This window comes from Halorarum salinum (genome assembly GCF_013402875.1).
Lineage (GTDB): Archaea > Halobacteriota > Halobacteria > Halobacteriales > Haloferacaceae > Halorarum > Halorarum salinum.
Map to the genome: position 1 here is coordinate 1,641,708 of NZ_CP058579.1, position 24,817 is coordinate 1,666,524.

At 71.1% G+C, this 24,817-nt stretch carries 30 protein-coding genes; 14 read left to right on the forward strand and 16 right to left on the reverse strand.

What is annotated here, in order from left to right; genetic code table 11:
• Positions 1 to 185 precede the first annotated feature (185 nt).
• A complete protein-coding gene (locus HUG12_RS07880; protein WP_179268233.1) occupies positions 186 to 407 on the forward strand; it encodes a CDGSH iron-sulfur domain-containing protein in 222 nt (73 codons plus the stop codon).
• Here HUG12_RS07880 and HUG12_RS07885 read toward each other — a convergent pair.
• Positions 404 to 1,267, reverse strand: coding sequence for a cytochrome c oxidase subunit 3 (locus HUG12_RS07885; RefSeq protein ID WP_179268234.1), 864 nt, complete (start codon positions 1,265 to 1,267; stop codon positions 404 to 406). The genes HUG12_RS07880 and HUG12_RS07885 overlap by 4 nt on opposite strands.
• 121 nt (positions 1,268 to 1,388) lie before the next feature.
• On the opposite strand from HUG12_RS07885, the gene HUG12_RS07890 reads away from it, so the two are divergent.
• The 5 genes from HUG12_RS07890 to HUG12_RS07910 all read left to right on the forward strand — a co-directional run bounded on the left by HUG12_RS07890 (position 1,389) and on the right by HUG12_RS07910 (position 6,287).
• Positions 1,389 to 1,544, forward strand: a complete 156-nt coding sequence (locus HUG12_RS07890; RefSeq protein WP_179268235.1) for a DUF7563 family protein — start codon at positions 1,389 to 1,391, stop codon at positions 1,542 to 1,544.
• Positions 1,545 to 1,692: 148 nt separating this feature from the next.
• The gene (locus HUG12_RS07895; RefSeq protein WP_246308159.1) at positions 1,693 to 2,121 is read left to right on the forward strand and encodes a DUF488 family protein, N3 subclade; all 429 of its coding nucleotides are present in this window, start codon (positions 1,693 to 1,695) and stop codon (positions 2,119 to 2,121) included.
• A 49-nt stretch (positions 2,122 to 2,170) separates the two neighbouring features.
• Entirely contained in the window at positions 2,171 to 3,562 is a 1,392-nt protein-coding gene (locus HUG12_RS07900) for a hypothetical protein (protein WP_179268237.1), read from the forward strand.
• The gene (locus HUG12_RS07905; RefSeq protein WP_179268238.1) at positions 3,559 to 3,876 is read left to right on the forward strand and encodes a DUF7410 domain-containing protein; all 318 of its coding nucleotides are present in this window, start codon (positions 3,559 to 3,561) and stop codon (positions 3,874 to 3,876) included. Before HUG12_RS07900 ends, HUG12_RS07905 begins: the two co-directional genes overlap by 4 nt.
• Positions 3,877 to 4,019: 143 nt before the next feature.
• Complete coding sequence (locus HUG12_RS07910) at positions 4,020 to 6,287, forward strand: DUF7527 domain-containing protein (RefSeq protein WP_179268239.1); 2,268 nt, start codon at positions 4,020 to 4,022, stop codon at positions 6,285 to 6,287.
• A 38-nt stretch (positions 6,288 to 6,325) separates the two neighbouring features.
• Here the strand turns inward: HUG12_RS07910 and HUG12_RS07915 are convergent, their stop codons facing one another.
• The gene (locus HUG12_RS07915; protein ID WP_179268240.1) at positions 6,326 to 6,631 is read right to left on the reverse strand and encodes a hypothetical protein; all 306 of its coding nucleotides are present in this window, start codon (positions 6,629 to 6,631) and stop codon (positions 6,326 to 6,328) included.
• A gap of 267 nt (positions 6,632 to 6,898) precedes the next feature.
• On the opposite strand from HUG12_RS07915, the gene HUG12_RS07920 reads away from it, so the two are divergent.
• Both HUG12_RS07920 and HUG12_RS07925 read left to right on the forward strand, forming a co-directional pair.
• Complete coding sequence (locus HUG12_RS07920) at positions 6,899 to 8,221, forward strand: adenylosuccinate synthase (protein ID WP_179268241.1); 1,323 nt, start codon at positions 6,899 to 6,901, stop codon at positions 8,219 to 8,221.
• Between the two features lie 433 nt (positions 8,222 to 8,654).
• Positions 8,655 to 9,428, forward strand: a complete 774-nt coding sequence (locus HUG12_RS07925; RefSeq protein ID WP_179268242.1) for a hypothetical protein — start codon at positions 8,655 to 8,657, stop codon at positions 9,426 to 9,428.
• 299 nt (positions 9,429 to 9,727) lie between these two features.
• Here the strand turns inward: HUG12_RS07925 and HUG12_RS07930 are convergent, their stop codons facing one another.
• From HUG12_RS07930 to HUG12_RS07940, 3 genes are all read right to left on the reverse strand, one after another.
• On the reverse strand, positions 9,728 to 9,883 hold the full coding sequence (locus HUG12_RS07930) for a hypothetical protein (RefSeq protein ID WP_179268243.1): 156 nt from the start codon (positions 9,881 to 9,883) through the stop codon (positions 9,728 to 9,730).
• 18 nt (positions 9,884 to 9,901) lie between these two features.
• Positions 9,902 to 10,114 carry a HalOD1 output domain-containing protein gene (locus HUG12_RS07935; RefSeq protein WP_218836421.1) on the reverse strand — a complete coding sequence of 71 codons (213 nt, stop codon included), beginning with the start codon at positions 10,112 to 10,114 and terminating at the stop codon, positions 9,902 to 9,904.
• Positions 10,115 to 10,329: 215 nt separating this feature from the next.
• On the reverse strand, positions 10,330 to 10,806 hold the full coding sequence (locus HUG12_RS07940; protein ID WP_179268245.1) for an Lrp/AsnC family transcriptional regulator: 477 nt from the start codon (positions 10,804 to 10,806) through the stop codon (positions 10,330 to 10,332).
• 418 nt (positions 10,807 to 11,224) lie between these two features.
• On the opposite strand from HUG12_RS07940, the gene HUG12_RS07945 reads away from it, so the two are divergent.
• Both HUG12_RS07945 and HUG12_RS07950 read left to right on the forward strand, forming a co-directional pair.
• Positions 11,225 to 11,413, forward strand: coding sequence for a methytransferase partner Trm112 (locus HUG12_RS07945; RefSeq protein ID WP_179268246.1), 189 nt, complete (start codon positions 11,225 to 11,227; stop codon positions 11,411 to 11,413).
• Between the two features lie 41 nt (positions 11,414 to 11,454).
• Complete coding sequence (locus HUG12_RS07950) at positions 11,455 to 12,054, forward strand: DUF7524 family protein (protein WP_179268247.1); 600 nt, start codon at positions 11,455 to 11,457, stop codon at positions 12,052 to 12,054.
• A 53-nt stretch (positions 12,055 to 12,107) separates the two neighbouring features.
• Here the strand turns inward: HUG12_RS07950 and HUG12_RS07955 are convergent, their stop codons facing one another.
• The 3 genes from HUG12_RS07955 to HUG12_RS07965 all read right to left on the reverse strand — a co-directional run bounded on the left by HUG12_RS07955 (position 12,108) and on the right by HUG12_RS07965 (position 14,664).
• Complete coding sequence (locus tag HUG12_RS07955; protein WP_179268248.1) at positions 12,108 to 13,259, reverse strand: DR2241 family protein; 1,152 nt, start codon at positions 13,257 to 13,259, stop codon at positions 12,108 to 12,110.
• Entirely contained in the window at positions 13,260 to 14,141 is an 882-nt protein-coding gene (locus HUG12_RS07960) for a CbiX/SirB N-terminal domain-containing protein (RefSeq protein WP_179268249.1), read from the reverse strand.
• Positions 14,142 to 14,391: 250 nt separating this feature from the next.
• Positions 14,392 to 14,664, reverse strand: coding sequence for a hypothetical protein (locus tag HUG12_RS07965; protein ID WP_179268250.1), 273 nt, complete (start codon positions 14,662 to 14,664; stop codon positions 14,392 to 14,394).
• A 188-nt stretch (positions 14,665 to 14,852) separates the two neighbouring features.
• Between HUG12_RS07965 and HUG12_RS07970 the strand changes: the two genes are divergently transcribed.
• Entirely contained in the window at positions 14,853 to 15,332 is a 480-nt protein-coding gene (locus HUG12_RS07970) for a DUF7523 family protein (RefSeq protein ID WP_179268251.1), read from the forward strand.
• A gap of 55 nt (positions 15,333 to 15,387) precedes the next feature.
• On the opposite strand, the gene arsN2 is transcribed toward HUG12_RS07970, so the two are convergent.
• The 6 genes from arsN2 to HUG12_RS08000 form a co-directional block, all read right to left on the reverse strand.
• Positions 15,388 to 15,837 carry an arsenic resistance N-acetyltransferase ArsN2 gene (gene arsN2, locus HUG12_RS07975; protein ID WP_179268252.1) on the reverse strand — a complete coding sequence of 150 codons (450 nt, stop codon included), beginning with the start codon at positions 15,835 to 15,837 and terminating at the stop codon, positions 15,388 to 15,390.
• Between the two features lie 84 nt (positions 15,838 to 15,921).
• The gene (locus HUG12_RS07980) at positions 15,922 to 16,212 is read right to left on the reverse strand and encodes a hypothetical protein (RefSeq protein WP_218836422.1); all 291 of its coding nucleotides are present in this window, start codon (positions 16,210 to 16,212) and stop codon (positions 15,922 to 15,924) included.
• 128 nt (positions 16,213 to 16,340) lie between these two features.
• Entirely contained in the window at positions 16,341 to 17,189 is an 849-nt protein-coding gene (gene arsM, locus HUG12_RS07985) for an arsenite methyltransferase (RefSeq protein WP_179268254.1), read from the reverse strand.
• The gene (locus HUG12_RS07990) at positions 17,182 to 17,553 is read right to left on the reverse strand and encodes an ArsR/SmtB family transcription factor (protein ID WP_179268255.1); all 372 of its coding nucleotides are present in this window, start codon (positions 17,551 to 17,553) and stop codon (positions 17,182 to 17,184) included. The genes arsM and HUG12_RS07990 overlap by 8 nt, the downstream gene beginning before the upstream one ends.
• A 116-nt stretch (positions 17,554 to 17,669) precedes the next feature.
• A complete protein-coding gene (locus HUG12_RS07995) occupies positions 17,670 to 18,302 on the reverse strand; it encodes a hypothetical protein (protein ID WP_179268256.1) in 633 nt (210 codons plus the stop codon).
• Positions 18,303 to 18,441: 139 nt separating this feature from the next.
• Entirely contained in the window at positions 18,442 to 19,101 is a 660-nt protein-coding gene (locus HUG12_RS08000) for a helix-turn-helix domain-containing protein (RefSeq protein WP_179268257.1), read from the reverse strand.
• A 198-nt stretch (positions 19,102 to 19,299) separates the two neighbouring features.
• On the opposite strand from HUG12_RS08000, the gene HUG12_RS08005 reads away from it, so the two are divergent.
• Entirely contained in the window at positions 19,300 to 20,196 is an 897-nt protein-coding gene (locus HUG12_RS08005) for an NAD-dependent epimerase/dehydratase family protein (RefSeq protein WP_246308195.1), read from the forward strand.
• A 130-nt stretch (positions 20,197 to 20,326) separates the two neighbouring features.
• Positions 20,327 to 21,865, forward strand: coding sequence for a cysteine--tRNA ligase (gene cysS / locus HUG12_RS08010; protein WP_179268258.1), 1,539 nt, complete (start codon positions 20,327 to 20,329; stop codon positions 21,863 to 21,865).
• A gap of 47 nt (positions 21,866 to 21,912) precedes the next feature.
• Here the strand turns inward: cysS and HUG12_RS08015 are convergent, their stop codons facing one another.
• Both HUG12_RS08015 and HUG12_RS08020 read right to left on the reverse strand, forming a co-directional pair.
• Entirely contained in the window at positions 21,913 to 22,809 is an 897-nt protein-coding gene (locus tag HUG12_RS08015) for a universal stress protein (RefSeq protein ID WP_179268259.1), read from the reverse strand.
• A 116-nt stretch (positions 22,810 to 22,925) separates the two neighbouring features.
• Complete coding sequence (locus HUG12_RS08020; RefSeq protein ID WP_179268260.1) at positions 22,926 to 23,210, reverse strand: DUF357 domain-containing protein; 285 nt, start codon at positions 23,208 to 23,210, stop codon at positions 22,926 to 22,928.
• 489 nt (positions 23,211 to 23,699) lie between these two features.
• Between HUG12_RS08020 and HUG12_RS08025 the strand changes: the two genes are divergently transcribed.
• The gene (locus HUG12_RS08025) at positions 23,700 to 24,758 is read left to right on the forward strand and encodes an NAD(P)/FAD-dependent oxidoreductase (RefSeq protein WP_179268261.1); all 1,059 of its coding nucleotides are present in this window, start codon (positions 23,700 to 23,702) and stop codon (positions 24,756 to 24,758) included.
• Positions 24,759 to 24,817 lie beyond the last annotated feature (59 nt).

Below are 24,817 nucleotides of genomic sequence, written 5' to 3' on the forward strand. Positions count from 1 at the left end.
CAAAAAGGCGGGAGTCCGTCGTCTCCGAGCGGTCGCGTTCGAGGTGGTCGTGAGCGCTGGTCGCCGATGTGGCCGGGGCTCGCTCGTTTCTACCGTCCGGAACGCCCCGGAAGCCGTCACGTCCGGTTCCCACGACCACCGACACCCGCGACAACCCTTAGACACGCGAGCCCCGACACTCGTCCATGCGCGAGGTAACCCACGAGGCGACCGGGCCAGTGAGGCTCGACGAGTCCGACGTCGACCCCGAGTACGGCGACGTCGCCGTCTGCATGTGCGGCTTGAGCGACGAGCGGCCGTTCTGTGACGGCTCACACCGCGTCACCGAGGACGAGGAGGAGGGCGTGCGCTACCGGTACGAGGACGGCGACAGGAAGGAGATCGAGGAGATCCGCGTCCGGGACTAGGCGACGGCGCCGCCGACCTCGGCGCCGACGTACAGCACGACGACGAGGAGCACCCAGACGGCGTCGACGAAGTGCCAGTACATCGAGACGGTCGTCACGGAGACGTGCCGTTCCGCCGAGTACTGACCCATCAGCGCGCGGGCGAACACGATGGCGAGCAACACAGCGCCCATCGAGACGTGCAGGCCGTGCAGGCCCGTCAGCCCGTAGAAGGCCGAGCCGAAGATGCCGGTGGTCAGCGTGAAGTTCTCGTGGACGATGAACTCGTAGTACTCGTACGCCTGCCCGCCGATGAAGACGATCCCGAGCAGGAGCGTGAGCGCGAGGAGGCCGAGGAACCGGCCGCGCTTGCCCTCGCGGATGGCATCGTGCGCGAAGTGGAGCGTCACCGACGAGAGCAGCAGGATGCTCGTGTTGGCGATGATGAGCGACCCGAGCAGGTGCGGCGGACTCACGTCGGCCCACCCGGCCCCGCTCCGGATGAAGAAGAAGTACACGAAGCCGGCGCTGAACGTGGCGATCTCCGTGCCGAGGAACGCGACCATCCCCCACCGGAGCTTCGAGGCGCTGTGCTCGTCGGCGCCCCGTTCCCAGAAGTGGACGACGAACGCGTGGTAGAGCCAGCCGTACAGCCCGACGAGGAACAGCCCGACGCTTCCGACGAACGCCGCCGGCCCGGCGATCGACGGGACGATGCCGGCGTTCCCCATCAGGAACAGTGCGGCGCCGACGTAGATGCCGGCCCCCCCGACGGCGGTGACGAACGGCCACCAGGACGCCTCCCCGAAGCCGCGCGGCCAGTCCTCGACCGCCGGGAGGTGGTGCCCGTCGTCGTGGGCGTCTTCCGTTTCCGTAGCCATGGACGGTGGTTCCCCGCCGGGCACCAAAAATCCCTCCATCCGCGTCCGATTCGCCCGCGTCCAGCGTCGACTCACGCGACGGCCGACAGGACTACGTTGGTCCGCACGAACCCGCCGATGTATGCCGGAGTGCTCGAACTGCGAGTCGTTCGTCACCGAGCGGTACGTCCGGGTGTTCGCCCCGGAGGGGATGTCGGAGGTCCGGGTCTGCCCGTCGTGTGAGGACCTTATCCGGGACGGCGCCGGCGTCCGGGAGGCGCGCTCGAAACGGGCGTAGACGGACGGCGCAGGCTAGTTCACGTCGGCGGATCGACGGGGGACTGACCTGGACGATGCAGCCTCGACCTGGACGATGCGGCGCCGACCGCGGTGGACCCGCCCGGTCGGCACGAACCCTTTTGTCCGATCACGACCCACCTTCGGACGTGGCGCTCCACGACACGTACGTCGCCGCGCTCCGGCACGACCTCGTCGACCTGCCGGAGGGGACCCGGCTGGTCGGAGTCGTCCGCCGGCAGACCCGGTGGTTCGCCGGCGCCGTCGACGAGAACCGGCCCGAACTCGGCCCGCCCGAGGGCCTGCTTGACGACGTGAAGCGGGCCGAGGAGGACCTGAAGATCGCGGGCTTCTGCGAGGAGGAGGCCCACAACGCCGCGTGGGATCGGGCCGACTTCGCCGACCGCTACCGCGACCACCTCGCCGACTCCGCGGAGGCGACCGCGGCCGTCGACGGCCTCCGGAACGCGCTCGAGGACGGCGAGGACGTCGCGCTCGTCTGTTACGAGAACACGGGAAAGAAGCGGTGTCACCGCACGCTCCTCCGCGAGGAACTGGAGCGATCGGACCGGCCGTAGGGACGGCGATTCCGGAAGCTACTCCCCGCCCCCGTTCGTAGCGCCGCCGATGACCGACCGCGCCCCCCCGCGCCCCCGGCCGGTTCTCGTCGCCCTCTCGCTCCTCGCGCTGGCCGCCCTCGCGCTCCCGGGACGGGTGCTCGCGCACGCCGGCGGCGTCCGGGGCGCCGGCGCCGGCGACCTCGCGGTCCCGACGTGGCTGTTCCTCGCGACCGGCGGGGGCGTCATCGGTGCCTCGTTCCTGCTCGCGTCCTTCGTGACCGACCGCGCGTACGTCCGGAGACTCGACGCCTGGGGGGACCTGCTCGGGGACTCCGGCCGGACGGCGACGCTCGCGGGTCGACTGCTCGGGCTCGCGGGGCTCGCGTTCGTGCTCGTCGCGGGCGCGTTCGGGCCCGACGTGGGGAACCGGAACGCCGCCGTCCTCCTCGTCTGGGTCGCCTGGTGGGGCGCCTACGTCGCGACCGCGTACCTCCTCGGGAACACCTGGCCGGCCGTGAACCCGTTCCGGACCGTCGCGCTCGCGCTCCCCTCGCTCGACCGCGAGTACCCGGACTCGTGGGGCCGCTGGCCCGCCGTCGTCGGCCTGCTCGCGCTCGTCTTCCTGGAGGTCGTCACGCCGCTCGCGGACGACCCCCGGCTCCTGACGCTCGTCGTCGTCGGCTACGGCCTGCTCTCGCTCGCCGGCAGCGTCGCCTTCGGCGCGGACGACTGGTTCGGTAACGCGGACCCCGTCTCCAGGCTGCTCGCCGCGTACGGCCGGGTCGCGCCGATCCACCGGACCGGCCGGGGCCTCCGACTCCGGCTCCCCGGGATGGGACTCACCGACGCGGGCTGGCTTCGGGCCCGAAGCGACGTGGCGTTCGTCGTCGCCGTGCTGTTCGTCACGACGTTCGACGGCTTCGTCGGCACCGCGGCCTGGGCGGAGGTGGCACGGACGCTGTTCCTCGCCGGTCTGCACCCGCTGCTGGTGTACGCGGTGGGGATGGTCGTGGGCTACGCGCTGTTCCTGGCGGCCTACGCCGTCGCCGTTCGGGCCGCTCGCCGGTACGGGGAGACGTTCGTCTCCGCGACGGCGCTCGGCCGGCGGTTCGCCCCCTCGCTTTTGGCCATCGCGGCGGGCTACCACCTCGCGCACAACCTGGGCTCCGTGCTCGCGCTCGCACCCACGCTGGCGGTCGTGCTCGCCGCGCCGCTGTCGCCGCCGCCGTCGCCGCCGCAGTTGCTCGTTCCGGGGTGGATCGGCGGAGTCGGCATCGCCGCGGTGCTCGGGGGCCACCTGCTCGCGGTGTGGGTCGCCCACGCGACGGCGTACGACCTGTTCCCCGACAGGCTCCAGGCGATACGGAGCCAGTACGGCGTCACCGCCGCGATGGTCGTCTACACGATGGTGAGCCTCTGGATACTCACGCGCCCCGGAGGTGCGCCCCCGCTCGTATGACCGCCGACACCCGCTCGGACGCGGTTCGGGAGGACGATGCGGGATCGGACGCGCCACCCGGCCTCGACCTCGACGTCCCGGAGGGCGCGACCGTCCACGAGTGTCCGCGCTGTGGCGCGCCGTTCGCCCGCGAGCGCCACCGCGACCTCCACCTCGGACTCGCGCACGCGGAGCTGACCGCCGAGGAGCGCGACCGGTACGTCGCGGCGAGCGAGGACGAACGGGCCGACCTCCGGAGTTTCCAGATCAGGGCGCTCGGCGCCATCGTGCTGCTCTACTTCGGCTTCCTGTTCACCTACGCGGTCGCCGCATGACCGTCGTCGTCCGTCGTCCGGAACGTCGGGCTGCGAATTGATGTAGTTCGAAGTACAGGAATTCCGGGTAACAGGTCACTCGCGCAAGACGTCCGTCACACCGAACGAAACGTATTTGCATCGCACGCGGGGACGTACCGGCAATGGACAGCGAGACAGTCGACGCGGTGACCGGATGGAGATCCGAGCCGTATTCGGGGGGGTACGGCGGCCTCCACGAACTCGCCGAGCGCGAGTTCACCGGGGCGGTCACCGACGGAACGGCGTGGCTCTTCGCCCTGAACGGGCGCGTCGTCGGCGTGACCGGGGGGACCATCGAGTCCTTCGAGGACGCCGACGGCACGGCGTACGCCGCTCCCGACCCCTCGCTTCCGCTCCTCTTCGCCATGCGCGAGGCGGGCGGGGAGACGAAAGCGAAGTACTACACGAACGACACCCCGCTCTCGGAGGCGGACGCGAAGCTCTCGGCGGGCAACTTCACCGGCTACGTCGAGCTCTCGGAGAACGTGCTCTCGGGCGACTACTACGTGGTCTACCACGGCGGCAACCGGCTGGCGTGCGCGTTCGTCGGCAACAGCCGGGAGACGCTCACCGGCGACGAGGCGTTCGAGCGCGCCGACGACGAGGTCGGCATCTACGAGGTCAGGACCGTCGACGTCGACGTCGTCGACGTTCCGAACCCGCCTGAACCGGACCCGGAACCGGACCCGGAACCGGACCGGTCAGGGACGGGAAGCGACGCAGCCGCCGGCGCGTCCGGGGCCGGGGCCGGGACGGCGACGCCGACGGAGGAACCGGACGCCGACGGGGCCCGCGAGACGCCCGACGCCGCGGCCGACCCAGCGCCCGGGGACGACGACGAGCCGTCGCGGACGCCGGACGAGCCCGCCGCGACGGACGGGCCGACGGCGACGGGCGGTTCGGCCGAGGACCCCGCGACGAACGGCGACTCGCCCGACGCCGTCGACGCGGGCGACGGCGAGGGGGCGGACCCCGGCCGCTCCCCGCCGGTCGGCTCCACCGCCGCGGAGAAGGCCGAGGAGCACGAACGTCGACGGAGCGAGCCGGACGGGAGCCCGCCCGACCCCCGGGAGGAGTCCAGGGCCGCGAAGCGGCGACGCGACGGCGAGCCGACCGACGCCGTCGCCGCCTCGGAGTCGGACCCCTTCTCCGCGGAGGAGCAGTGGCGCGAGACGCGCGCCATCCCCTCGCTCGACCCCGACGAGACCGGACGGGCGGAGCGACCGGAGGCGTCCGGGCGCCGACCCACGAACGGACGGGAGAGCGTGGCCTCCGGCGCCGGCAGTTCCGGAACCCGGGACCGCGCCGACTCGCCCGGTGAGCCCGGGGAGTCCGAATCCGCCGGGTCGTCGGAGCCGGCCGAGGGGGGACCGACCCGGTCGCGGTCCGGGTCGTCGACCGGGACCGACGCCCGTGACGAGGCCGAGGAGGCCGCGGAACGGAGTCGGGACGGCCGGCGTGCCGAGGACGCTCCGGACGCGGACGACCGCGGGGCCGTCGCCGAGGAGTTATCGACCGCCCGCGAGGAACTGGCGGCGGCGCGCTCGGAGGTCGACCGCCTGCGCGAGGAGAACGACCGGCTCGAGGGACGGATCGAGACCCTGCGGACCGACCTGGCGGACGCGCGCGCGAAGCTCTCGGAGACCGGCGGCGACGCGACGGAGGGGCGAACCGTGCCCCCCTCGCGGGCGCTCGCGGGGACGAACCTCTTCGTCCGGTACGAATCCAAGGGGGAGGCGACCCTGGAGAAGGCCCACGCCGGCGGGACGTCCGGCGACGAGGTGAACGAGAACCTCCGGCTCGAGGTCCACACGGAGTTCGAGGACGGCGACGCGGTCGTCGGCGGGCGGCCGTACCGCGAGTGGCTCGCCGACACCATCGAGTACGGCTTCGTCGAGTGGGTCGTCCGCGACCTGCTGTACGAGATCCAGGCAACCGGCAACGAGTCGGCGATGCGCGGGCTGTTCGACGCCATCCCGAAGGTGGACCGGGCGGAACTCGACGCCGTCGTCGACCTCGTCGACGAGCAGGGGAAGAAGGCCGAGGAGCGGCGGTTCGACGTGGTGTTGCGCGACAGGATGGGCGACCCGCTCGTCGTCGCCAACGTCACGGACTCGCGGGACGCGACCACCGAGTCGATGCTCGACGACCTCGTCGAGGGCGCGAGCGGCGTCGCCGACCAGTACGACGACCTCGCGTCGGCGTTCCACGTCACCGCCTCCTTCTTCGAACCCGGCGCGCTGGAGTCGGTCGCCGACGCGACGGGCGGCGGCCTGCTCAGTCGGAGCAAGCAGAAGAGCTTCGTGAAGCTCTCACGGAAGCGCGGGTTCCACCTGTGTCTCGTGGAGTCGCGCGACGGGGAGTTCCACGTGACCGTCCCGGAACTGTAGCGACGGGCTCGACGGACATCGAACCGGACTCGACCGAATCAGTTGCCGACTTCGGGCGCGCTCTCGATGCGCATGCCGCCGATCTTGTCGATGATGTCGTCCAGTTTCTCGTCCAGTTCCTCCACGAACTCGGTGGTCCGCTCGGTCGTGATCGCACCCTGGCTCGACGGCTCGATGAGGTTCTCCTCCTCGAGCACGCGCAGGGAGTACCGGACCTTGTGGTGGGGGTAGCCGGTCTCGTTCGACATCTTTACGATCCCGATGGGTTCGTTCTCGATGACCATCCGGAGGACTTGGAGGTGCCGCTCCAGCATGTCCACCTCCTTCTCAAGTCGATCTATCATGCCACATGTTAACTTGTGCGTCCGGGTTTTAAAAGTTACCCTCCGTCCCGGCGGGGACGCCGGAACGGACCGAAACCGGTCGGCGAACGGGTAGCACCCGGTCGTTGGGGGTGGGACAGGTTAACAGTTCCGTTCGCCCGGCCCCCGTTCCGATGCACGTCCGACCACAACTCGAACTGACCGCTTCGACTCATGGGCACGAACGTGGATGTTCGAGCGGGTCGGACCGTAATCGGTTTACCGGGTCGCGCGGAAGGGAGCGACGGTATGACCGTAACCATCGTCGGCTCCCAGCTCGGGGACGAGGGGAAGGGGGCGCTCGTCGATCTCTGGGGCGGGGAGGCCGACGTCGTCGTCCGGTATCAGGGCGGCGACAACGCCGGCCACACCGTCGTGGAGGGCGGCGAGGAGTACGCGCTCTCGCTCGTTCCCTCGGGCGCCGTCCGCGACAAGGTCGGCGTGCTCGGCAACGGCTGTGTCGTCAACCCTCGAACGCTGTTCGAGGAACTCGAGGCGCTCCGCGAGCGGGGACTCGACCCCGACGTCCGCGTCGCCCGCCGCGCGCACGTCATCCTCCCGTACCACCGGCGCCTCGACGGGATCGAGGAGGAGGCGAAGGCCGACTCGGACGTGAAGGTCGGCACGACCGGCCGCGGCATCGGCCCGACCTACGAGGACAAGGCCGGTCGCCGGGGGATCCGCGTCGGCGACCTGCTCGACCCCGACGTGCTCCGCGAGCGACTGGAGTACGCCGTCCCGCAGAAGCGCGCGCTGATCGAGGACGTGTACGGCCTCGAGGCGGGCGAGGAGTGCGACGTCGACGCGCTCCACGGGGAGTTCGCGGCGTTCGGCGAGCGCCTCCGCGAGAACGACATGCCCGTCGACGCCGGGGAGTTCCTCCACGAGCAGTGGGCCGCCGGGCGGAACGTCATGTTCGAGGGCGCCCAGGGGACGCTCATCGACGTCGACCACGGCAACTACCCGTACGTCACCTCCTCGAATCCGACCGCCGGTGCCGCCGCGGTCGGCTCCGGGGTCGGTCCGACCGTCGTCGGCCGGGGGGAGGTCGTGGGCGTCGTGAAGGCGTACCTCTCGCGGGTCGGCGAGGGGCCGCTCCCGACCGAGCTCGACGGCGAGGACGAGGAACTGGCCGACTTCATCCGCGAGAAGGGCGGGGAGTTCGGCACCGTCACCGGCCGCCCGCGCCGCATCGGCTGGCTCGACGTGCCGATGCTCCGGCACGCCTCCCGGGTGAGCGGGTTCACCGGCGTCGCCGTCAACCACGTGGACGTGCTCGCCGGCCTGGACGAGCTGAAGGTCGGACACGCGTACGAACTCGACGGCGAGCGGCTGGAGACGATGCCCGCGACGACCCAGGAGTGGGCCCGCTGTGAGCCCGTGCTCCGCGAGTTCGAGCCGTGGCCCGGGGTCGACTGGGACGCCGTGGCCGAGGAGGGGTACGCGGCGGTCCCGGACGGCGCCCGGGAGTACCTCGAGTACGTCGAGGAGCAGGTCGACGCGCCCGTCTACGCGGTCGGCGTCGGCCCCGACCGGGACGCGACGGTCGTCCGCGCGAACCCCTGGGAGTAGGTCCGCTATTCGACCGGTTTCGTGGCGGGCGACCGCTTCGGCCACGCTGGTCGTCCCGACTGACCTCCTGCGACGGGAAGCGACCGGACCGGACGCCGATCGGCCGCACTCCCGACGGCACGAGCCTCGGGATGGCGTTCGGGGCGGACGACTCGGCGGCTCCGACCGCGTTGGTGGGTCTTGTTCGAACGCGATCCGGGGGAACGGTCGCTACGAGGTCCTGCGCGGCTACCACGGGTGCGCGAACCACGCGAACCGCCGACTGCAACCGCCGAAACGTGGTAGCTCGCCAAGGACTTCCGTCGAAAACCAGCTACTCCGAACGACGTGCGATCACACGGCGTGCGACACGGCGCGTTTAGACCGATGATAAGCGGTCCGTTTCACTGAAAGGGTCATGGGGGTATAACAGACCGCGCCGACACCTTCGTCCATGGACGGAGAGACGAATCGCGCCAGGCGGAGAGCACTCCAAACGATCGGCAGCGTCGCCGTCGCCGGTCTCGCCGGCTGTAGTTCGCCGGGGTCGTCGACCCCCACACGGGAGCCGACCGACACCCCGACGGCCGCGTCGACGCCGACGGAGGCGTCGACCGAGACCGCCACGCACGAACACACTGACGCCGCGCACACCCCCGAACACACGGACGCAGGGCCGCCCGACTCCGTCGAGTTCGCCCAGAATCCGGAGGAGATCCACCCGACGCTGGTCGAGGAGACGTCGGTCCCCTCGGACGAGGTCCTGCTCGGGTACCGCCTCGAGGACTCGTCGCTTCCGTTCACGACCGAGGTGTATCACGCGCCGGAGGACGCCGAGGTTCACGCCACGAAGACCTACGACACCCAGGATCTCAGCCAGGTGGACCTGCTCCCCGAGTCACCACGGGCGCTCGACACCGTCGACACCGACCAGGAGGACGTCCACTACGGGACGACGACCGTCGGTGAACCACTGAAAGTCACCCTCGTCGCGCGTCACGACGGCGAGACGTTCGACTGGAGCGCCTGGGATCGCACCGGCTATCCCCACGACGGCCACGACGAGGAGGATCCCGCGCTGGAGGTCGACTGCTACTGCGGCGGCATGATCTACACCGCCCCCAGCGGTGGCACGTGGGCGCGGGTGATCCAGGTGACCCCCACCGAACGCGTCGACCCCGGCACGACCATCGCGGTCAACTGGACCTCGAGCAGGGTCTCGACCTGACGAACCGGGCTCACGCCCGGTCCATCCCTTCGGACCACGCTACCGGCCCGACCCGCGCTCGGCACGAACGGCCCCGCCCGGCGAACTCGAACATCGCATGGGAACCAGCGCGGAGAGTACCCTCGAAGACGTGTTCTGGGAATCTCGACCCACTGCGCATGCGACGCTGGGAGCTGCTTAGTGGACGGGGGTCACGTCCGAAACTGGCTTCGAGTCCGCAGCCCCGTAAGCGGGCGGCCTTTCGGATCACTCCTGATCGCGCTGGCAGACCCGGCGGCGACGACTACCCGCACGGAGCATCACCCCCGTCGGTGGACGTTTACGAAATGAACGCACTGGTCGTCCCGCCGGTCCCGCTGATGGGCCTCGACCTCGGCGAACACCTCGGCGAATTCGGCGGCCACCGCCGTCCGAAACGAACAGTCGGTACAGTCGAGTTCGTAGAACGGCGCCACGGCTCCCCGTCGTACTGATTACCGGTCCGCGGAGACGTCGACCGAGCCGTCGGCCGAGACGCTCACGTCGTACCCGTAGTAGGTGAACTCGATCCGAAGCGGCGATCGGTCGCTTCCCGCATCGGCAGTCCGAACGAGGTCGTTCAGCGCCTCCGGATCGACCGCCTCGAAAAGCGGGACGTCGAGGTTCGTCGAGTCGGTGTCCTCGCGGGCCGCAACTGCTTCGATCACTGCGTTACTGGGCGAAACATCTCGAACGGCTGGTTTGACACTCATTCTGCGTGCACCGGATCGAGGCTACGTTGGACAAAAACGCTGTTGGAACACCTCCTTTCGGATCCATCGCAAGAAAGCGCCAACGTACTCGATTCTGGCATACACGTCGAACCGAGTGCAACGAACCCGTTTCGCACTGGTTCCGAAGCGGCCCTTCTCGCTCTCGGTGCTTACACGTCCGGAGGTGGGACGTCGAAGTAGTCCGAGGCCTTGGTGTACTCGTCCCGCATGAGAATCTCGTCGGTGACCGTGTAGCCCATCCCGTCGAGTTGCTGGGCGATGCGGGTGATGTCGTCGTTCGAGGATCCGATGACCCTGATGTGGACGTTCTCCCGGCCGGTCATGAGCTCCCGGACGTCGAGGACGCCCTCGAGGTCGAGCGTCTCGGTGATCAGGGCTTCGCGGTCGGTGATCGAGACCGTACAGATGAACAGCACGTGCAACGGGAAGCCCACCCGCTCGTGATCGAGTTCGGGACGATACCCCTCGATGACGTCGTGGTCCTCCAACCGAGCGATGCGCTTGCCGACGGTGCTGGCCGAGACGCCGACGCGTTCGCTGATCGCGGCGTTCGTGTTGTTACGTGCGTCCTTCTGTACCTCGTAGAGGATGGCTCGATCGATGTCGTCGAGGTCCGGGTCAGTCATCGGGGAGTCGTACGACCGGCTCGGAGAAACCTATGGTCATCGATCACCCGTACCGGTTGTATTTGTTATGTAGTTTAGAACCCCGGACGGCTTTCGATTTAACCGTCCATATGTGGATCTGCTTAGCAATCCGCAACGCCCTATAAGTGCCCGGCGTGCGGGCGAGCGTCCCCCGTTCGATGAACGGAAGAGGGACGACTTCGACCGACCGGGACTGTGGCACGCATCCCCGTGGGAACGCCGAGTCCGAACTCCTGAACGATCCATAGCGTCCCCGTTCTCGACGGGGAGGCGGCACCACCGATCCCCGTTCGGGGGTTCCGACGGAGCCAGGTTTCCCGCTTCCCGGTCCCACGCACGCGTGTTCGCCCCCATCGAACCCGTAGGCTTTTGGCCGGTCCGGGCGCACGACCCGACAATGAAGGAGTCCCTGTTGGACATCATCTGCTGCCCGCTCGACAAGCACGACCTCGAACTCTCGGTCGACGAGCGCGAGGACGACGAGGAGATCGTCTCGGGGACGCTCACCTGCACCGACTGCGGCGAGGCGTACCCCATCGAGGACGGCATCCCGAACCTCCTCCCGCCGGACATGCGGGAGGCGTAACCACGCGAAGGTTTATTGTCCGGATGCCGCCATCCACGGACGTGTCCTCGGAACCGCTCCGGGTCGTCCTCAACGGCGACCGCCTGAACGCCGCGGACGCCCCCGCCACGTTCGCAGCCGACGGGCCGTTCACCGTCGTCCTCGACAACCGGGGGGCGGCCGTCCACGTCCACCTCCGGTTCCGCGACCGCCTCGCCGAACTCACGGCCGTCGGCGAGACGAACCACTACGTGGACGACGGGGAGACCCACCGGGTCAGGGTCGAGGCGGCGGACGTCCCCGAACCGGTCTCGGGCCGCCTCGACGTGATCACCGGCCACGGCACGGACGGGACCGGGGTTGACGTGACGCTCTCGCCCCGCGAGGGGCCGCGCGGCGTCGACGTCGACGAGTCGCTCTCGCGGCCGCGCGGGAGCGAGGCCGGGGACGGGACGACGGGGTACGGCGGATCGGACGCCGGCGAGCGGTCGATCGGTACCCTCGGGTTCGACTCGACGACGCTGCTCGTCGCCGCGTTCGCGGCCCTCGCGCTCGCGGTCGGCGTCGCCGCCGCGGCGACGCTGGGGAGCACCGTGGTCACGCTCGGACTGGTCGCGGTCGTCCTGGCGGTCGCGGCCGCGACGTACGTGCTCCTGAACTGAGGCGGCCGAAAAACCGGGTTCGCTCCCGGTCGGGGCCCGGCGTCGGTTCCGCGTTACTCGTCGTCCCGTTCGGTCGGGATCCCGCAGAGGTCGCCCGACTCGTCCGTTCGCTTCGCCCGCAGGTAGCGCGTCCGGTAGCGGTTCGCGCCCTCCGCGACGTCTGCCTCGCGGATCCCGCCGACGCGACCCTCCGCGACCGCCTCGAGGACGGCCTCGATCTGCTCCTTCTCGCTCGGCGTGAGCGTGAACGTGTACTCGCGCTCCGCCTCCCGCTCCAGTTTCGTCCACGTGCGCGAGGCCGCGACGACGACCGAACACGGCTCGCGGCAGGGGAAGGGGCCGTCCCCGCCGTCGGCGGCCAGGTCGTCGCCCGCCTCGTACTCCCACTCGCGGCGCTTCAGGCACTGTGAGTCCACGCAGCACGCTTCGGCCACGTGCTCGACGGCCTCCCGCGGCAGTTCGTCCACGACGTCGTAGATGCCCGTTTGGCGCTCCGCGGTCTCGCGCCAGTGGCTGACGTCGAGGTCCCCCTCGCGCTCGCGGTACCAGTTCGCCACCGTCGCGGGGTAGAACGCCTCGACCGCCTCGAGGACGGCGCGGGGGCCGAGGTCGGGGAACGCCCACCCCGTCCGCAGCGACGGCGCGGTCTTCAGCGGCCGGTACCGGCCGTCGCCGTCCAGTTTCGCGATCTCGCGCGCGTCGAGCGGGTCGTCGTGTGAATCGAGTTCCGCGACGTCCCGGCCCGCGTCGTCGACGTGGCGGAGGTCGTACCGGCGCGCGCCGTCCGCGCCGAGCGTCGCCTCGATCCGGAGCTGACCCCACTCGGTGACGAGCCCCTCGCGGAGCGCGTCGTACCGCTCCGGAACCGGACGGTCGTCCGCCGCCTCGGCGCGGCGGAGGAACGCACGGCGGGGGGAGCCGCGTCGCCCGACCTCGCGCTCCCAGAAGTACCAGTTGGTGACGTACGGCGAGCCCTCCGCGTGGGTTCGTAGCTCCGGCTCCGGGAGCCCCGCGGCGGTCACGTCGGGCGTCTCGAACCGGTAGCCGCCGTCGGCGTCACGGGAGACGGCCAGCCCCTCGAACGCGACGCCGTCGCTCCCGGTCGCGTCGGCCGCTCGCTCGGCGTCGTCGGCTCCCTCGGCCCCGCCGCTCCCCGACTCCGCGTCCACGGCGGTCACGAGCGCGTCGAACTGTGCGGCCCGCATTCAGTCGTCAGCCTCCGGGGCGGCGACCCGCGTCGTCTCGCGGACGTCCTCGACGGCGTCCCCCACGTCGGCGCCGGCGTCCGCGGCGCGCTCGAGCAGCACGTCGGCCAGCAGGGGTTCGGTCCCGACGGCGCCCGCGTACCAGACGCGGTGGCCCGCCACCTCGGCGGGCACGTCGTAGCCCGTCCGGTAGTCGTCGGTGAGCCCCACGTCCTCGGGGATGTCCTCCTGGGTGTGGAACCCGTCGGCGACGAACAGGGGGACGAGCACGACGTCCTCGCTCCCGAAGTGGTCGGGGAGGTCGTCCACCTCGGGCTCCTCGTCCATGTACAGCGCCTCGACCTCGTCGAAGCGGTCCATCGACCGGACGCGCCCGGCGTGGTACTCGATCGCCTTCGCGGAGTTCTCGTTCCGCTCGGTGCCGTGGCCGACGACGGCGAAGCCGAACCCCTCCCCCACGTCGGGGTCGCCCGTCACGCTCTCGGCGCGCCGGACCAGCACGTCGGTCATCGACCCGTGGGTGCCGACCGGGCCGCAGTAGTGGACCGTCTGGCCGGTGTCCGTCGCGGCGTAGGTCGCCACGTCCGCCGAGAGGCCGTCCGACTCCCAGTCGGCCACGTCCCAGCCCTCCAGCCGGAGTTCACGGGGGATGACCTGCTCGGTGAAGTAGCCCTCGGAGATGAACATCGGGACGACGTACACCTCCTCGGCGTCCACCGTTCGGAGCACCTCCCGGAGGTTCGGCTCCTCCTTCCAGAAGCCGGTCCTGACCTCGTCGAACGCGCCGGTCGCGCGGACCGTGTCCGCGTGCTCGTGGGTCGGCGCGCTCGAGTCGGGGTTCAGGTGGGACCCGTGGGCGACGACGACCAGCGCCTGACTCATGGGCGGGAGCAGGGGGGCGGCGGCCTTATCGCCTTCGACAGCCCCCGATCACGCTCGACGGCTCCCGACCGCCTCGACTCGCGCCGACCCACACGGTCACCCCGCGGCGCTGCCGATGTAGGGATCGATCCGGTCCCCGGAAAACGAGCACGGCGGCCGTCTCCGCGGCCGCCGTCGATCGACGAGGAACGGGCGAGGGGGGAGGGCCGAACGGGGGACCGTTCCGACGGTGCGAACGCGGCCCGCCGCGTCACACCTCCACGCAGACGGTCGTCCGGGGGACGCAGAGCCGACGGCGGCGACGCGAGTCGCGCCCGTCCCCGCGTCGTCGGAGCCCCGCGAGCAGGTAGCCGGCCGCGAGCAGCGCGGCCACGCCTGCGGCGACCGCAGGCGCCGTCGTCGCCAGCACGCCCGCCACCACGGCGAGTGCGACCCCGAGCGACGTTGCGAGCGACCCGTCGGTCCGCGGGCCCCGAAGCGATTCCAGCAGCGGATCGTTCGTGTCCGGTGGCTTCGGCCTCATGCAGGTGAACGGTGGCGCCCCGGCCCCAAAAGGGTAATCTGAATTACCTTTCTGTACGTCCCGGTACAGAAACTCGCTTCAGTCGCCGGCCGCCTCGACCGGGGACCGGGTCCCCGCTCCGCTCGCGAACCAGTCGCAGGTTCCCCGAAACCGCCGGTGTTATCGCGGACGACGCCGAGCGCGGAGGTATGACAGTCGCGGAGGACGCCCGCGGGGCCGTCCGGGCCCGCCCGTACCTGTTCGACGCGCTGCGCGCCGGCGTGGTGAACTACGCCGCCGCCGCCGAGACGCTCGACCTCGACGCCGAGACGGACGCCGTGGCGACCGCGCTGCGCCGGTTCGCCGCGGACCTCGACCCGCCGTCCGTCGACGCCGACGCCCGGGTCAGCATGCGGAGCGGCCTCGGTCGCGCGGCGGTCGACGCGGACGGGGAGTCGGTGTTCTCGGTCGCGGGAACCCGGTTCGCCGCCGACGGCGGCGACCTGACGGCCGTCGTCGCCGCGGGCGACGTGGACGTCCGCGCGCTGGAGGCCGCCCTCGGCCGCCTCCGAACCGCGGGGGTCGACGTGGAGGGCGCCGGCGTGGCGGACGGCGAACTGGTGGTCGCGGTCGGGCGGCGCGACGGCGCGACGGCGGTCCGGGCGGTCGAGGCGGCGCTTTCGTCGTAGCCGGACGCGGGTTCCCGGTCCGGATCGACCGACGACGGTCGATCGGTGCCGGAGACTACCCGTCGAGGCGCTTCCCCATGCAGGTCGCCGACGCCGGACACAGGTCCGCGAACTCGGTCGTCGCCCGGACGCTCGACGGGACGTCCTCCCGGTCGACCTCCACGTACCCGCGTCCCCGGAAGAACCCCGGCGCGGTCGTGGTCAACAGGTACAGCGTCTCCGCCCCGTTCCCCCGTGCGTAGTCTTCCAGCGCCTCGCACAGCGCCGCCCCGTAGCCGCGCCCGCGGCTCGACTCCTCGACGACGACCGACCGAAGGAGGCCGTTCGACCCGCGTATCTCGACGCCGCCCACGCCGACGCGCTCCCCGTCGGAACGGGCGAGGAAGAACCGCCCCGGCGACGTCCGTACGTCCCGATGCGGGAGGTCGTTGGCCTCCAGCGTGGCCTCGACGCGGTCGAGGTCGTCCGCGTCCGCCTCCCGAAGGACGATCGAGGGGTCGGTCATGCGATCCCGTCGGCCTCCGTCGGCGGCGATCCGTTCGGGTAACCGTGCCGAACGCGGCGTCGTTTCCCCGACTCGGATCGCCGGCTAGGCCGGGTCACGGGTGGGCTCCCAGGCGATCGTGACCCGAACGGTTCCGCCCAGGTCGAACGCGATTCCCCGGCACTCGCGGTAACAACGGGCCAGTCCGGGGGCGCGTCGAACGCCGACGAACAGGGCCGCGGCGGCCGCGAGGACCGCGACGGCGGCCAGCGGCCGGCTGACGGCCCAGAGCGACAGGGGAATCGCGGCCATCGCGGCGTAACTCACGAGGACGCTCCGCCACGTCGGTTGGTCGATCAACGGTCCGTCCCGCGGGATGGATGGTGGTACGTGCATCTGTCAGTTGGTGGGTCGTAGGGTGTCGGTCGTGGTCGTGTCCGCCGAGTCGGCCGGCCCGATCGGACCGATCGATGCGTTCGGCCGCTCCCGCTTCCCGTCCGCGGTCGAACGGGTCGACTTCGGCATCACGGGTGCGCCCCCGTCTTCGGCTTCTCCCCCTCGATGGTCGCCGCGACGACGTAGTCGCTCAGGTCGCGCTCGTCGTCCCAGTCGCGGATGAACTCGTCGCTGTCGGACTTCGGCTCGACGGAGACGCCGACGAACCCGGCGTCCGAGAGCATCGTCTCGAGCGCGGGGACGGGCGACGCGCCGCCGACGCAGGCGGCCACCGACGCGGGGTCGGCCCGCAAACCCGACGGCAACTCGGCGGTCAACACGACGTCCGAGACGGCGAGCCGTCCGCCGGGGCGCAGGACGCGGTACGCCTCCCGGAACACCTGCGGCTTGTCCGGCGAGAGGTTGACGACGCAGTTCGAGAGGATCACGTCCACGGACCGGTCCGCGACCGGGAGGTGTTCGATCTCGCCGAGGCGGAACTCGACGTTCGTCGCGTCGTTCGCCTCGGCGTTCTCGCGGCCCCGTTCGACCATCTCCGGCGTCATGTCGACGCCGACGACGCGGCCCTCCGGGCCGACCTCCCGCGCGGCGAGGAAGCAGTCGAAGCCGGCGCCCGACCCGAGGTCGAGCACGCCGTCCCCCTCCTCGAGGCTCGCGATGGCGGTCGGGTTCCCGCAGCCGAGCCCCAGGTTCGCACCCGGGTCGACGGCGTCGAGGTCGTCGTCCGAGTAGCCGAGTTCGCGCGCCCGTTCGGGCGACGGTTCCCCGTCGGCTCCGCCGTCGCCACAGCACCCGGACGATCCGCACGACGACGACTCCGTGGCGATGCGCCCGTACCGCTCCCGTACGGCGGCACGCTGGGTCGCGGGGTCGGGCCGGCCGTCGTCGGCGTCCGCGGTGGGGGCTTCGTCAGTCATCGTCGAGGGACCTCGTCTCGTCGAGCATGCGGAGCAGTCGGTCCGCGCGCGGCGTCGCGGTGTAGTACCGCCATCGCCCCTCCTTCCGCCGTTCGACCAGTCCGGCGCCGAACAGCCGCGAGAGCGCCTGGCTGACCGCTCCCTGGCTCACGCCGAGCGCCGGCTCCATGTCGCAGACGCACACCCCGTCGTCGCTCCCGGCGATGAGCCGGAGCGCCTCGTACCGGGTGTCGTTGCCGAGCGTCGCGAGCGTCCGGACGTCGGCGGCCACCTCCTCGTCGGTCAGGGAGTGGCCGACGGAGCAACAGTCGGCCGCCTCCCGGCGATTCGCGTCGATCGTCTCGGCGTCGGTCTCCGAACTCATTTTAGGACATGCTAATATTAGACCGGGCTAATATAAATCTGCCGGGGACCCGGCTCCGGGGTTCACCGGCCGGTCACGACCCCGGCGAAACCAGGGTGGTCGACGCTACGGGTGCCTCACCTCGCGTCCACCTCGCGGCCGTCCCCGGCGGGGACACCGATCAGCCATCCCGCCAGCAGGACGGTCGCGACCGCGCCGAGGCCGACGAACTGCATCGGGTCGAGGAGGGGGAAGTCGAACTCGGGGCCGAGGAGGTGGAACGCGACCCCGGTCGCGACGGCGAGCGCGGCGAACCGGGCCGACCGTTCGCCCCGGTACGCGGGGTAGCCGACCCAGGCGAGGACGAGTCCGTAGGCGACGAACGGGAGTTCGAGCAGCCAGTAGACGAACGGGAAGCCGCCGGCCGCGTACGTGGTGAGCCGGTAGTGCCGGCCCTCGTAGACGACGGCGTACACGCCCTGCCCGGGCACCGCGTAGTCGCTGTAGAAGAACTCCTCGGGCCGGTCCCCGCTGCCGTAGACGACGTGGTGGCCGTCGGGGGACTCGACGGCGCGGCGGACGGCGCTTCGAGCGTCCGACGAGAGCGTCTCGTACCGGAGGACTGGCGTCTCCCCGTCCACCTCCGACCGCTCGACCGGTTCGACGGAGAACGACGCCTGCTCGCCCCAGTCGGCCATCGTGGCCGGGGATCCGACGAGCGAGAGCGCGACGAGGACGGCGAGGAGGGCGAGCACGTGCCGTAGGACCATACGGGGACCACCGACACGCGTGGCAAGTGCTTTCCGGGGAGCATCGACGTCGGCGTCGATTCCGGGGTGCGGGTTCGCCGTGGCGAGGGGTGCGGTCACGACCGCTTCCTTCCCCTCGTCCGGAGGGCTCGACCCGAAGCTACCGCCCGAACACGACGGAGACGAGTTTCGACTCCGCCTTCCGGAGGTGCTCCGCGGCGGTGCTTGGCGCGCAGTCGAGCGCCGCGGCGACCGCCTCGTGGCCGGCCTCGCGCGGGACCTCGTAGTAGCCCAGTTCGAGACCCGCTTCCACGGCCTCGCGCTGGCGTACGCTGAGGTGCGTCTCGACGGTCGCGGCGGTCGCGTCCAGCCCGCCGACCGCCTCGACGGTCACGTCGACGGGCACGGGGACGCGCTCCAGGGCAGCCTGTATCTCCGCGTCCGGGCCGAAGAGCGCGAGCGTCACCGTCCCGTCCTCGTGGTACCGGATCGGCGGGACGACGACCAGTCCGCCCTCCGTGATGGGGCCGAACAGGTCCCCCAGTTCCTCGGTCGTGGCGTCCCGCACGTAGACGTAGAACGACCCGCTCCCTGCCCGCACCACGTCGTAGTCGAGCACCTCCGGGATCCCCTCGACTGCCGCCTCGAAGGCGTCGGCGTCGCCGACGGCGTAGTGGAGGATGCCCAGCGCGTCGCCGGTGTAGTTCCACTGGAGGGCGGTCGCGCGCTCTAGGAACTCCGCGTTGGCCCACACGTCGTACATCGGGTGGATCTCGGCCTCGCGACCGCCCGCGGTGATGCGGACCCGGACGTGCTTCATGCCGGGAGCCTTCCCGTCGCCCGGCTTAAACTCCCCGCGCGAATGCGGCAGTAGAGCTTCCCCTGCCGACGCCAAACGGGGTGGCGTGAAGGCCTTCATCTCCGGCGCGACGGGCGTGCTCGGGCGTCGACTCGTCGAGGGGCTCGCAGACGGCGGCCACGAGTCGTCGGACTGGCGAGGGACGAGGGGGGCGAGCGCATCGTCGAACGACGCGGCGGGACCCCGCGGCGAGGTGACGTCCTCGAACCGGGGACGCTGGACCGGGCGATGGACGACGACGTCGAGGTGCTGGTTCACGCCGCGACGGCCATCCCCGCCTCGACGAAGCCGAGCGACGAGGAGTGGGTGCGCAACGACAGGGTCCGTCTCGAGGGCGCGAGGAACCTGCTCGCCGCGGCCCCCACGGGTGTCCGACAGGTGCTGTTTCCGAGCGTCGTGTGGGTCGCCCGCCAGCCCGACGGCTCGCGGTTCGACGAGACGGCCGACCGGCACCCCGACAGGGTCACGCGCTCGGCCGCCGACGTCGAGGACCTCCTCGAGGAGCGCGCCGCCGGGGACGGCTTCGACGCGGCGGTCCTCCGCTACGGGTTCCTCTACGCGCCGGACGCCCGGGACACGCGCGAGTGGGGCGACCGGTTGCTCGACCGCGACGTGCCCGTCGTCGGTGGCGGCCTGCTCGGCCGGCGGGACGCCGACCTCCCGTTCGTCCACGCCGACGACGCGGCGGCGGCGGCGGTCGCGGCCATCGAGACGGAGGCGAGCGGGGTCTTCCACGTCGTCGACGACGAACCGGCGACCGGGGCGGAGTTCTTCGGGACGTTCGCTGACCTGCTGGACGCCCCGGAGCCGCGTCGGGTTCCCGCATGGCTGGCCCGGCTCTTCGTCGGGAAGACCAACGCCGAGGCACTCACCAGTCCGACCCCCACGACCAACGCGAAGGCGAAGCAGGATCTCGGCTGGGAGCCCGCGTATCCGACCTACCGAGACGGTCTGGCGGCGGTCGTCGGGAGCTGGAAGGCCGACGGGACGCTCGCCGAACTCCGGGACGTGTCGGAGTCGAGGACGGCCACCCCGGTCCACGAGGACGTGACGTAGCGCGGCCGCGACGTCGTGTGACGTGGATCCGACCGGGACGCCGCTCGACCTCCGCTCGACGTCGTCGTCGTCGACTCCGCGGGAACGAACGTCGACACTTTAACCCGCAGGGTCGCATAGCGACGACCGAATGACCCTGTCCGTGACCGACACCCTGACGGGTGAGCGACGAGCGTTCGAGGTCGACGACGACGGCGAAGTCCTGCTGTACGTCTGCGGGCTGACGGTCTCGGACGACGCGCACCTCGGTCACGCGCGCCTGTGGTTCCACGCCGACGTCCTCCACCGCTGGCTCGCGTACCTCGGGTACGACGTGCGACACGTCGAGAACGTCACCGACGTGAACGAGAAGATCACCGCCCGGGTCGGCGAACGCGAGGGGTGGGAGACCGAGGCCGACGTGGCCCGTCACTTCACCGGCGAAACCATCGAGAACATGCGCCGGCTGAACCTCCTCCGCGCCGAGGTGTACCCCCGCGTCTCCGAGCACGTCCCCGAGATCATCGACCTCATCGGGGCGCTCGTCGAGCGGGGGTACGCCTACGAGACGAACGGCTCGGTGTACTTCGACGTGACCCGGTTCGACCGCTACGGCGACCTGTCGAACCAGCGGCTCGACGAACTCGAGTCCGACGCCGACCCCGACGAACTCGCGGAGAAGCGCCACCCGGCCGACTTCGCGCTGTGGAAGGCCGGCGGGGTGGACGAGGACGCCGTCAGGGAACACCGGAAACACGACCACGGCGAGGGTGACGGCGACGGGCTCCCGTCCGGCCAGACCTGGGAGTCGCCCTGGGGCGAGGGCCGGCCGGGCTGGCACATCGAGTGCTCGGCCATGTCGATGACCCACCTCGGGGAGACGCTCGACGTCCACATGGGCGGGAGGGACCTCGTCTTCCCGCACCACGAGAACGAGATCGCCCAGAGCGAGGCCGCCACGGGTCACACCTTCGCGCGCTACTGGCTCCACAACGGCCTCCTGCGCACGAAGGAGGACAAGATGTCCTCCAGCCTCGGCAACTTCTTCACCGCGAGCGACGCGCTCGACGAGTTCGGCGTGAACGTCGTCCGCACGTTCTACCTCGGCGCGCAGTACCGCGGCGACCAGACGTTCTCCGAGGACGCCGTCGCCGAGGCGGAGGAGCGGTGGGAACGGCTCGAACGCGCCTACGAGGCCGCCGTCGAGGCGTGCGACTCCGTCGACGCGCGGACGAAACGGGAGGACCCGGCCCTCCGCGAGGCCGTCGGGACGGCCCGCGGGGAGTTCACGGCTGCGATGAACGACGACCTCGACGTGCGGACCGCGTTCAACGCACTGCTGGACCTCGGACGCGCCGTGAACCGCCACGTCGATTCGGCGGTCGCGTCCGACGCCGCCGGCGCGTCGGCCGACGCGGACGGGCCCGACGGCTACGACTACCGGGGGCTCCGCCGCGCCGTCGAGACGTTCGAGGAGTTCGGCGGCGACGTCTTCGGCCTCGAACTCGGCCGCGAGGCGGCCGGCGACGTGGAACTGGCCGGCGACCTGGTCGAACTCGTCCTGGACGTTCGCGAGGAGGAGCGGGCCGCGGGTAACTACGAGCGCGCGGACGAACTCCGCGACGACCTTGAGGCGCTCGGCGTCGCGGTCGAGGACGGCGAGGACGGGGCGACCTACCGGTTCGAGTAGCCGTCCGGGAGGTGGGCCGGTTCCCGTCGGTCGACCGTCGCGTCCGCCTACGCTCCCGAGTCAGTCCCGTCCGAGGGCACCACCAGCACCGGCCGGTCGGAGAGCCGGAGCACCTTCTCGGCGACGCTCCCGAGGACGAACCGCTCGAAGCCACCGCGACCATGGGTGCCGATCACGATCACGTCCGCGTCGCGCTCCCTGGCGGCCGCGAGGATCCGCTCGTGGGGGCGACCCTCGCCGACGGTCGTCTCGACGGTCACGCCGGCCGCCTCGCCGTCCGCTTCGACCGTCGCGACCGCGTCCTCGGCCCCTTCGGTCAGCGCCTCACGAACGTCCTGGAGGGCGCGTGTCCCCTGGCCGACCGGGTCGCTCCCGGCGGTCAGCGGGGCGGTGTCGACGACGCTCACCGCCTCGACGGTCGCGCCGAACTCGCCGGCGAGCGCGAGCCCCACGCGCTCGGCCCGCGCCGCCGGTCCGCTGCCGTCGGTCGCGAGCAACACCCGGGACGGCTCGAACCGTGGCCCCTCCTCGTGGACGGTCAACACCGGAACGCGGACCGTGCGGACGGTCTTCTCCGTGACGCTCCCCATGAGCGCCCGGCCGACGCCGGTCCGCCCGTGGGTCCCCATCACGACGACGTCGACGCCGTGGTCCGTGACGTACCCCGCGATGGCCTCGTGCGGGGCGCCCACGCTCACCGCCGTCTCGACCGGTACCCCCGCCTCCCGGGCGCGGTCGGCCGCCCCCTCGACGGTCTCCTCGGCCTCCGACCGGCGCGCTTCGACGTCCGTCACCTTCGAGAGCACGTACGGGTTCACGACCGAGAGGACGTGCACCCTGGCGCCGACGTGGGAGGCGAGCGATAGCGCGGTCCCGAGCGCGGCGTCGGCCGTCTCGCTGCCGTCGGTCGGGACGAGGACGTCCGTGAACTCGAGGGTCGACATGTATGGACCGTCGCCGCGCGAGGGCAAAACTCCGGTGGCGACCGGGAGGGCCCCCGAGGGCGACCGGGAGGGTCAGGAGGTCCGCGCGTCCGTCGGCCCGGGACGTCGAGCGATGCTCAGCTCGTGAACAGGTCGGTGTCGTCCGGGACGGCGAACAGGCCGAGTCGGACCCCGCAGTCGAGCCAGCCGTAGCCGTACGAGTAGGCGGCCAGCGCGTTCACCGGGTCGTCGGCCTCGCGGAAGTGCCGGCCGTCCTCGAGGTAGGAGACCGCCATCTCGCGGCACTCGAGGGCGGCGTCGTGGAGGGGCGTCCCCTCGGGGACGACGATCTCGGCCTCGGCGAGCGCGTCCGCGAGCATCTCGCCGTATCGGGTCGTCTTCTCGTCGAGGTCGGCTGGCATCGGCTCTCGGTTCCGTGATGGTTTCGGGAGGGTCGTGAGTGCTTCGGCTCCCGTTCGTGGATCACGGCGTCGCCGATCCTGGTGCTGGGTACTGCACCGCTCCAGTCGCCGTGACGGCCCCGGAAGCCCCCGCGGCTATCGAGTCGGGGGACCACGTCTGTGCTCCTCGTCGCTCGCTGCGCTCGCTCCTGTGGTGCCCTCAGACGCAGTCTGAGGACTAGCGAGACCTTCGGTCTCGCGTCGCTTTACGGGTCCGCCTTCCTCGATAGCCGCGGCCCCTTCCATTCCCACCCTGTCGGCTGTTCGGCGGAGCGATGCGAGGGGGAGGCTAAGTCGTTCGTTACAACCGTGGCACCCGTTCGTGCGGCCGTGAGGTGCCGGAACTGGTACACCTGGGGTGTCAACGTGGTCCGTCAACAGGTGTCGGGGGTGCGCCCCGCGCGTCGGACAGCACAACCTACAAACCGGCCAGGCGAGTACTCACCTCCAATGAGTGACGCCGCCGACGCCGTCGAACACAGGAAGTTGATCGTCGCCGGAACGGGCTCCGCGGGGCTCACCGCGGCCATCTACGCCGCGCGGTCGAACGACGAGCCGCTCGTCTTCGAGGGCGACGAGCCGGGCGGACAGCTCACGCTCACCTCCGAGGTGGAGAACTTCCCGGGCTTCCCGGAGGGGATCAACGGCGCGGAGTTCATCAACCGGACCAAGGAGCAGGCGAAGCGCTTCGGCGCCGAGGTGAAGAACGGCGTCGTGGCGTCGGTCGACGACTCCTCGCGCCCGTTCCGCGTCGAGTTGACGAACGGGGACGTCTACACCGCCGACGCGGTCATCGCCGCGTCGGGCGCCAGCGCCCGGACGCTCGGGATTCCGGGCGAGGACGAACTGATGGGCTACGGGCTCTCGACGTGTGCGACCTGCGACGGGGCGTTCTTCCGCGGCGAGGACATGCTCGTCGTCGGCGGCGGCGACGCGGCCTGCGAGGAGGCCGTCTTCCTCACGAAGTTCGCGGACACGGTGTACCTCGCGCACCGGCGCGACGAGTTCCGCGCGGAGGACTACTGGGTCGACCGCCTGATGGAGCACGTCGAGGAGGGCGACATCGAACTCATGCTCAACACCGAGGTCACGGATCTGCACGGGACGCGCGAGGACGGCGTCGAGTCGGTCACGCTCGTCCGGCATCCGGAGGGCTACCCGACGGACCGCCTCGACGACCCCGAGACGGAGGAGTGGGAGTTCGAGGTCGGCGCGGCGTTCTACGCAATCGGGCACACGCCCAACACCGACTACCTCCGGGACACGGGCGTCGAACTCGACGCGGAGGGGTACATCAAGACCCTCGGCGGCGCGGGCGGCGGCCAGACCCGGACGGACGTGGAGGGGATCTTCGGCGCCGGCGACGTGGTCGACTTCCACTACCAGCAGGCGGTCACCGCCGCCGGAATGGGCTGTGAGGCGGCGATCGACGCCGACGACTACCTCGACGAACTGGAGCGGACGGAGGCGGCGGGCGGCGAACCCGTAACCGCCGAAAGCGACGACTGACCGGCCGGCCGCTGATCGTTTTTCACCCGTCCACCGGCCGCGACGATGGCCGGCCCTCC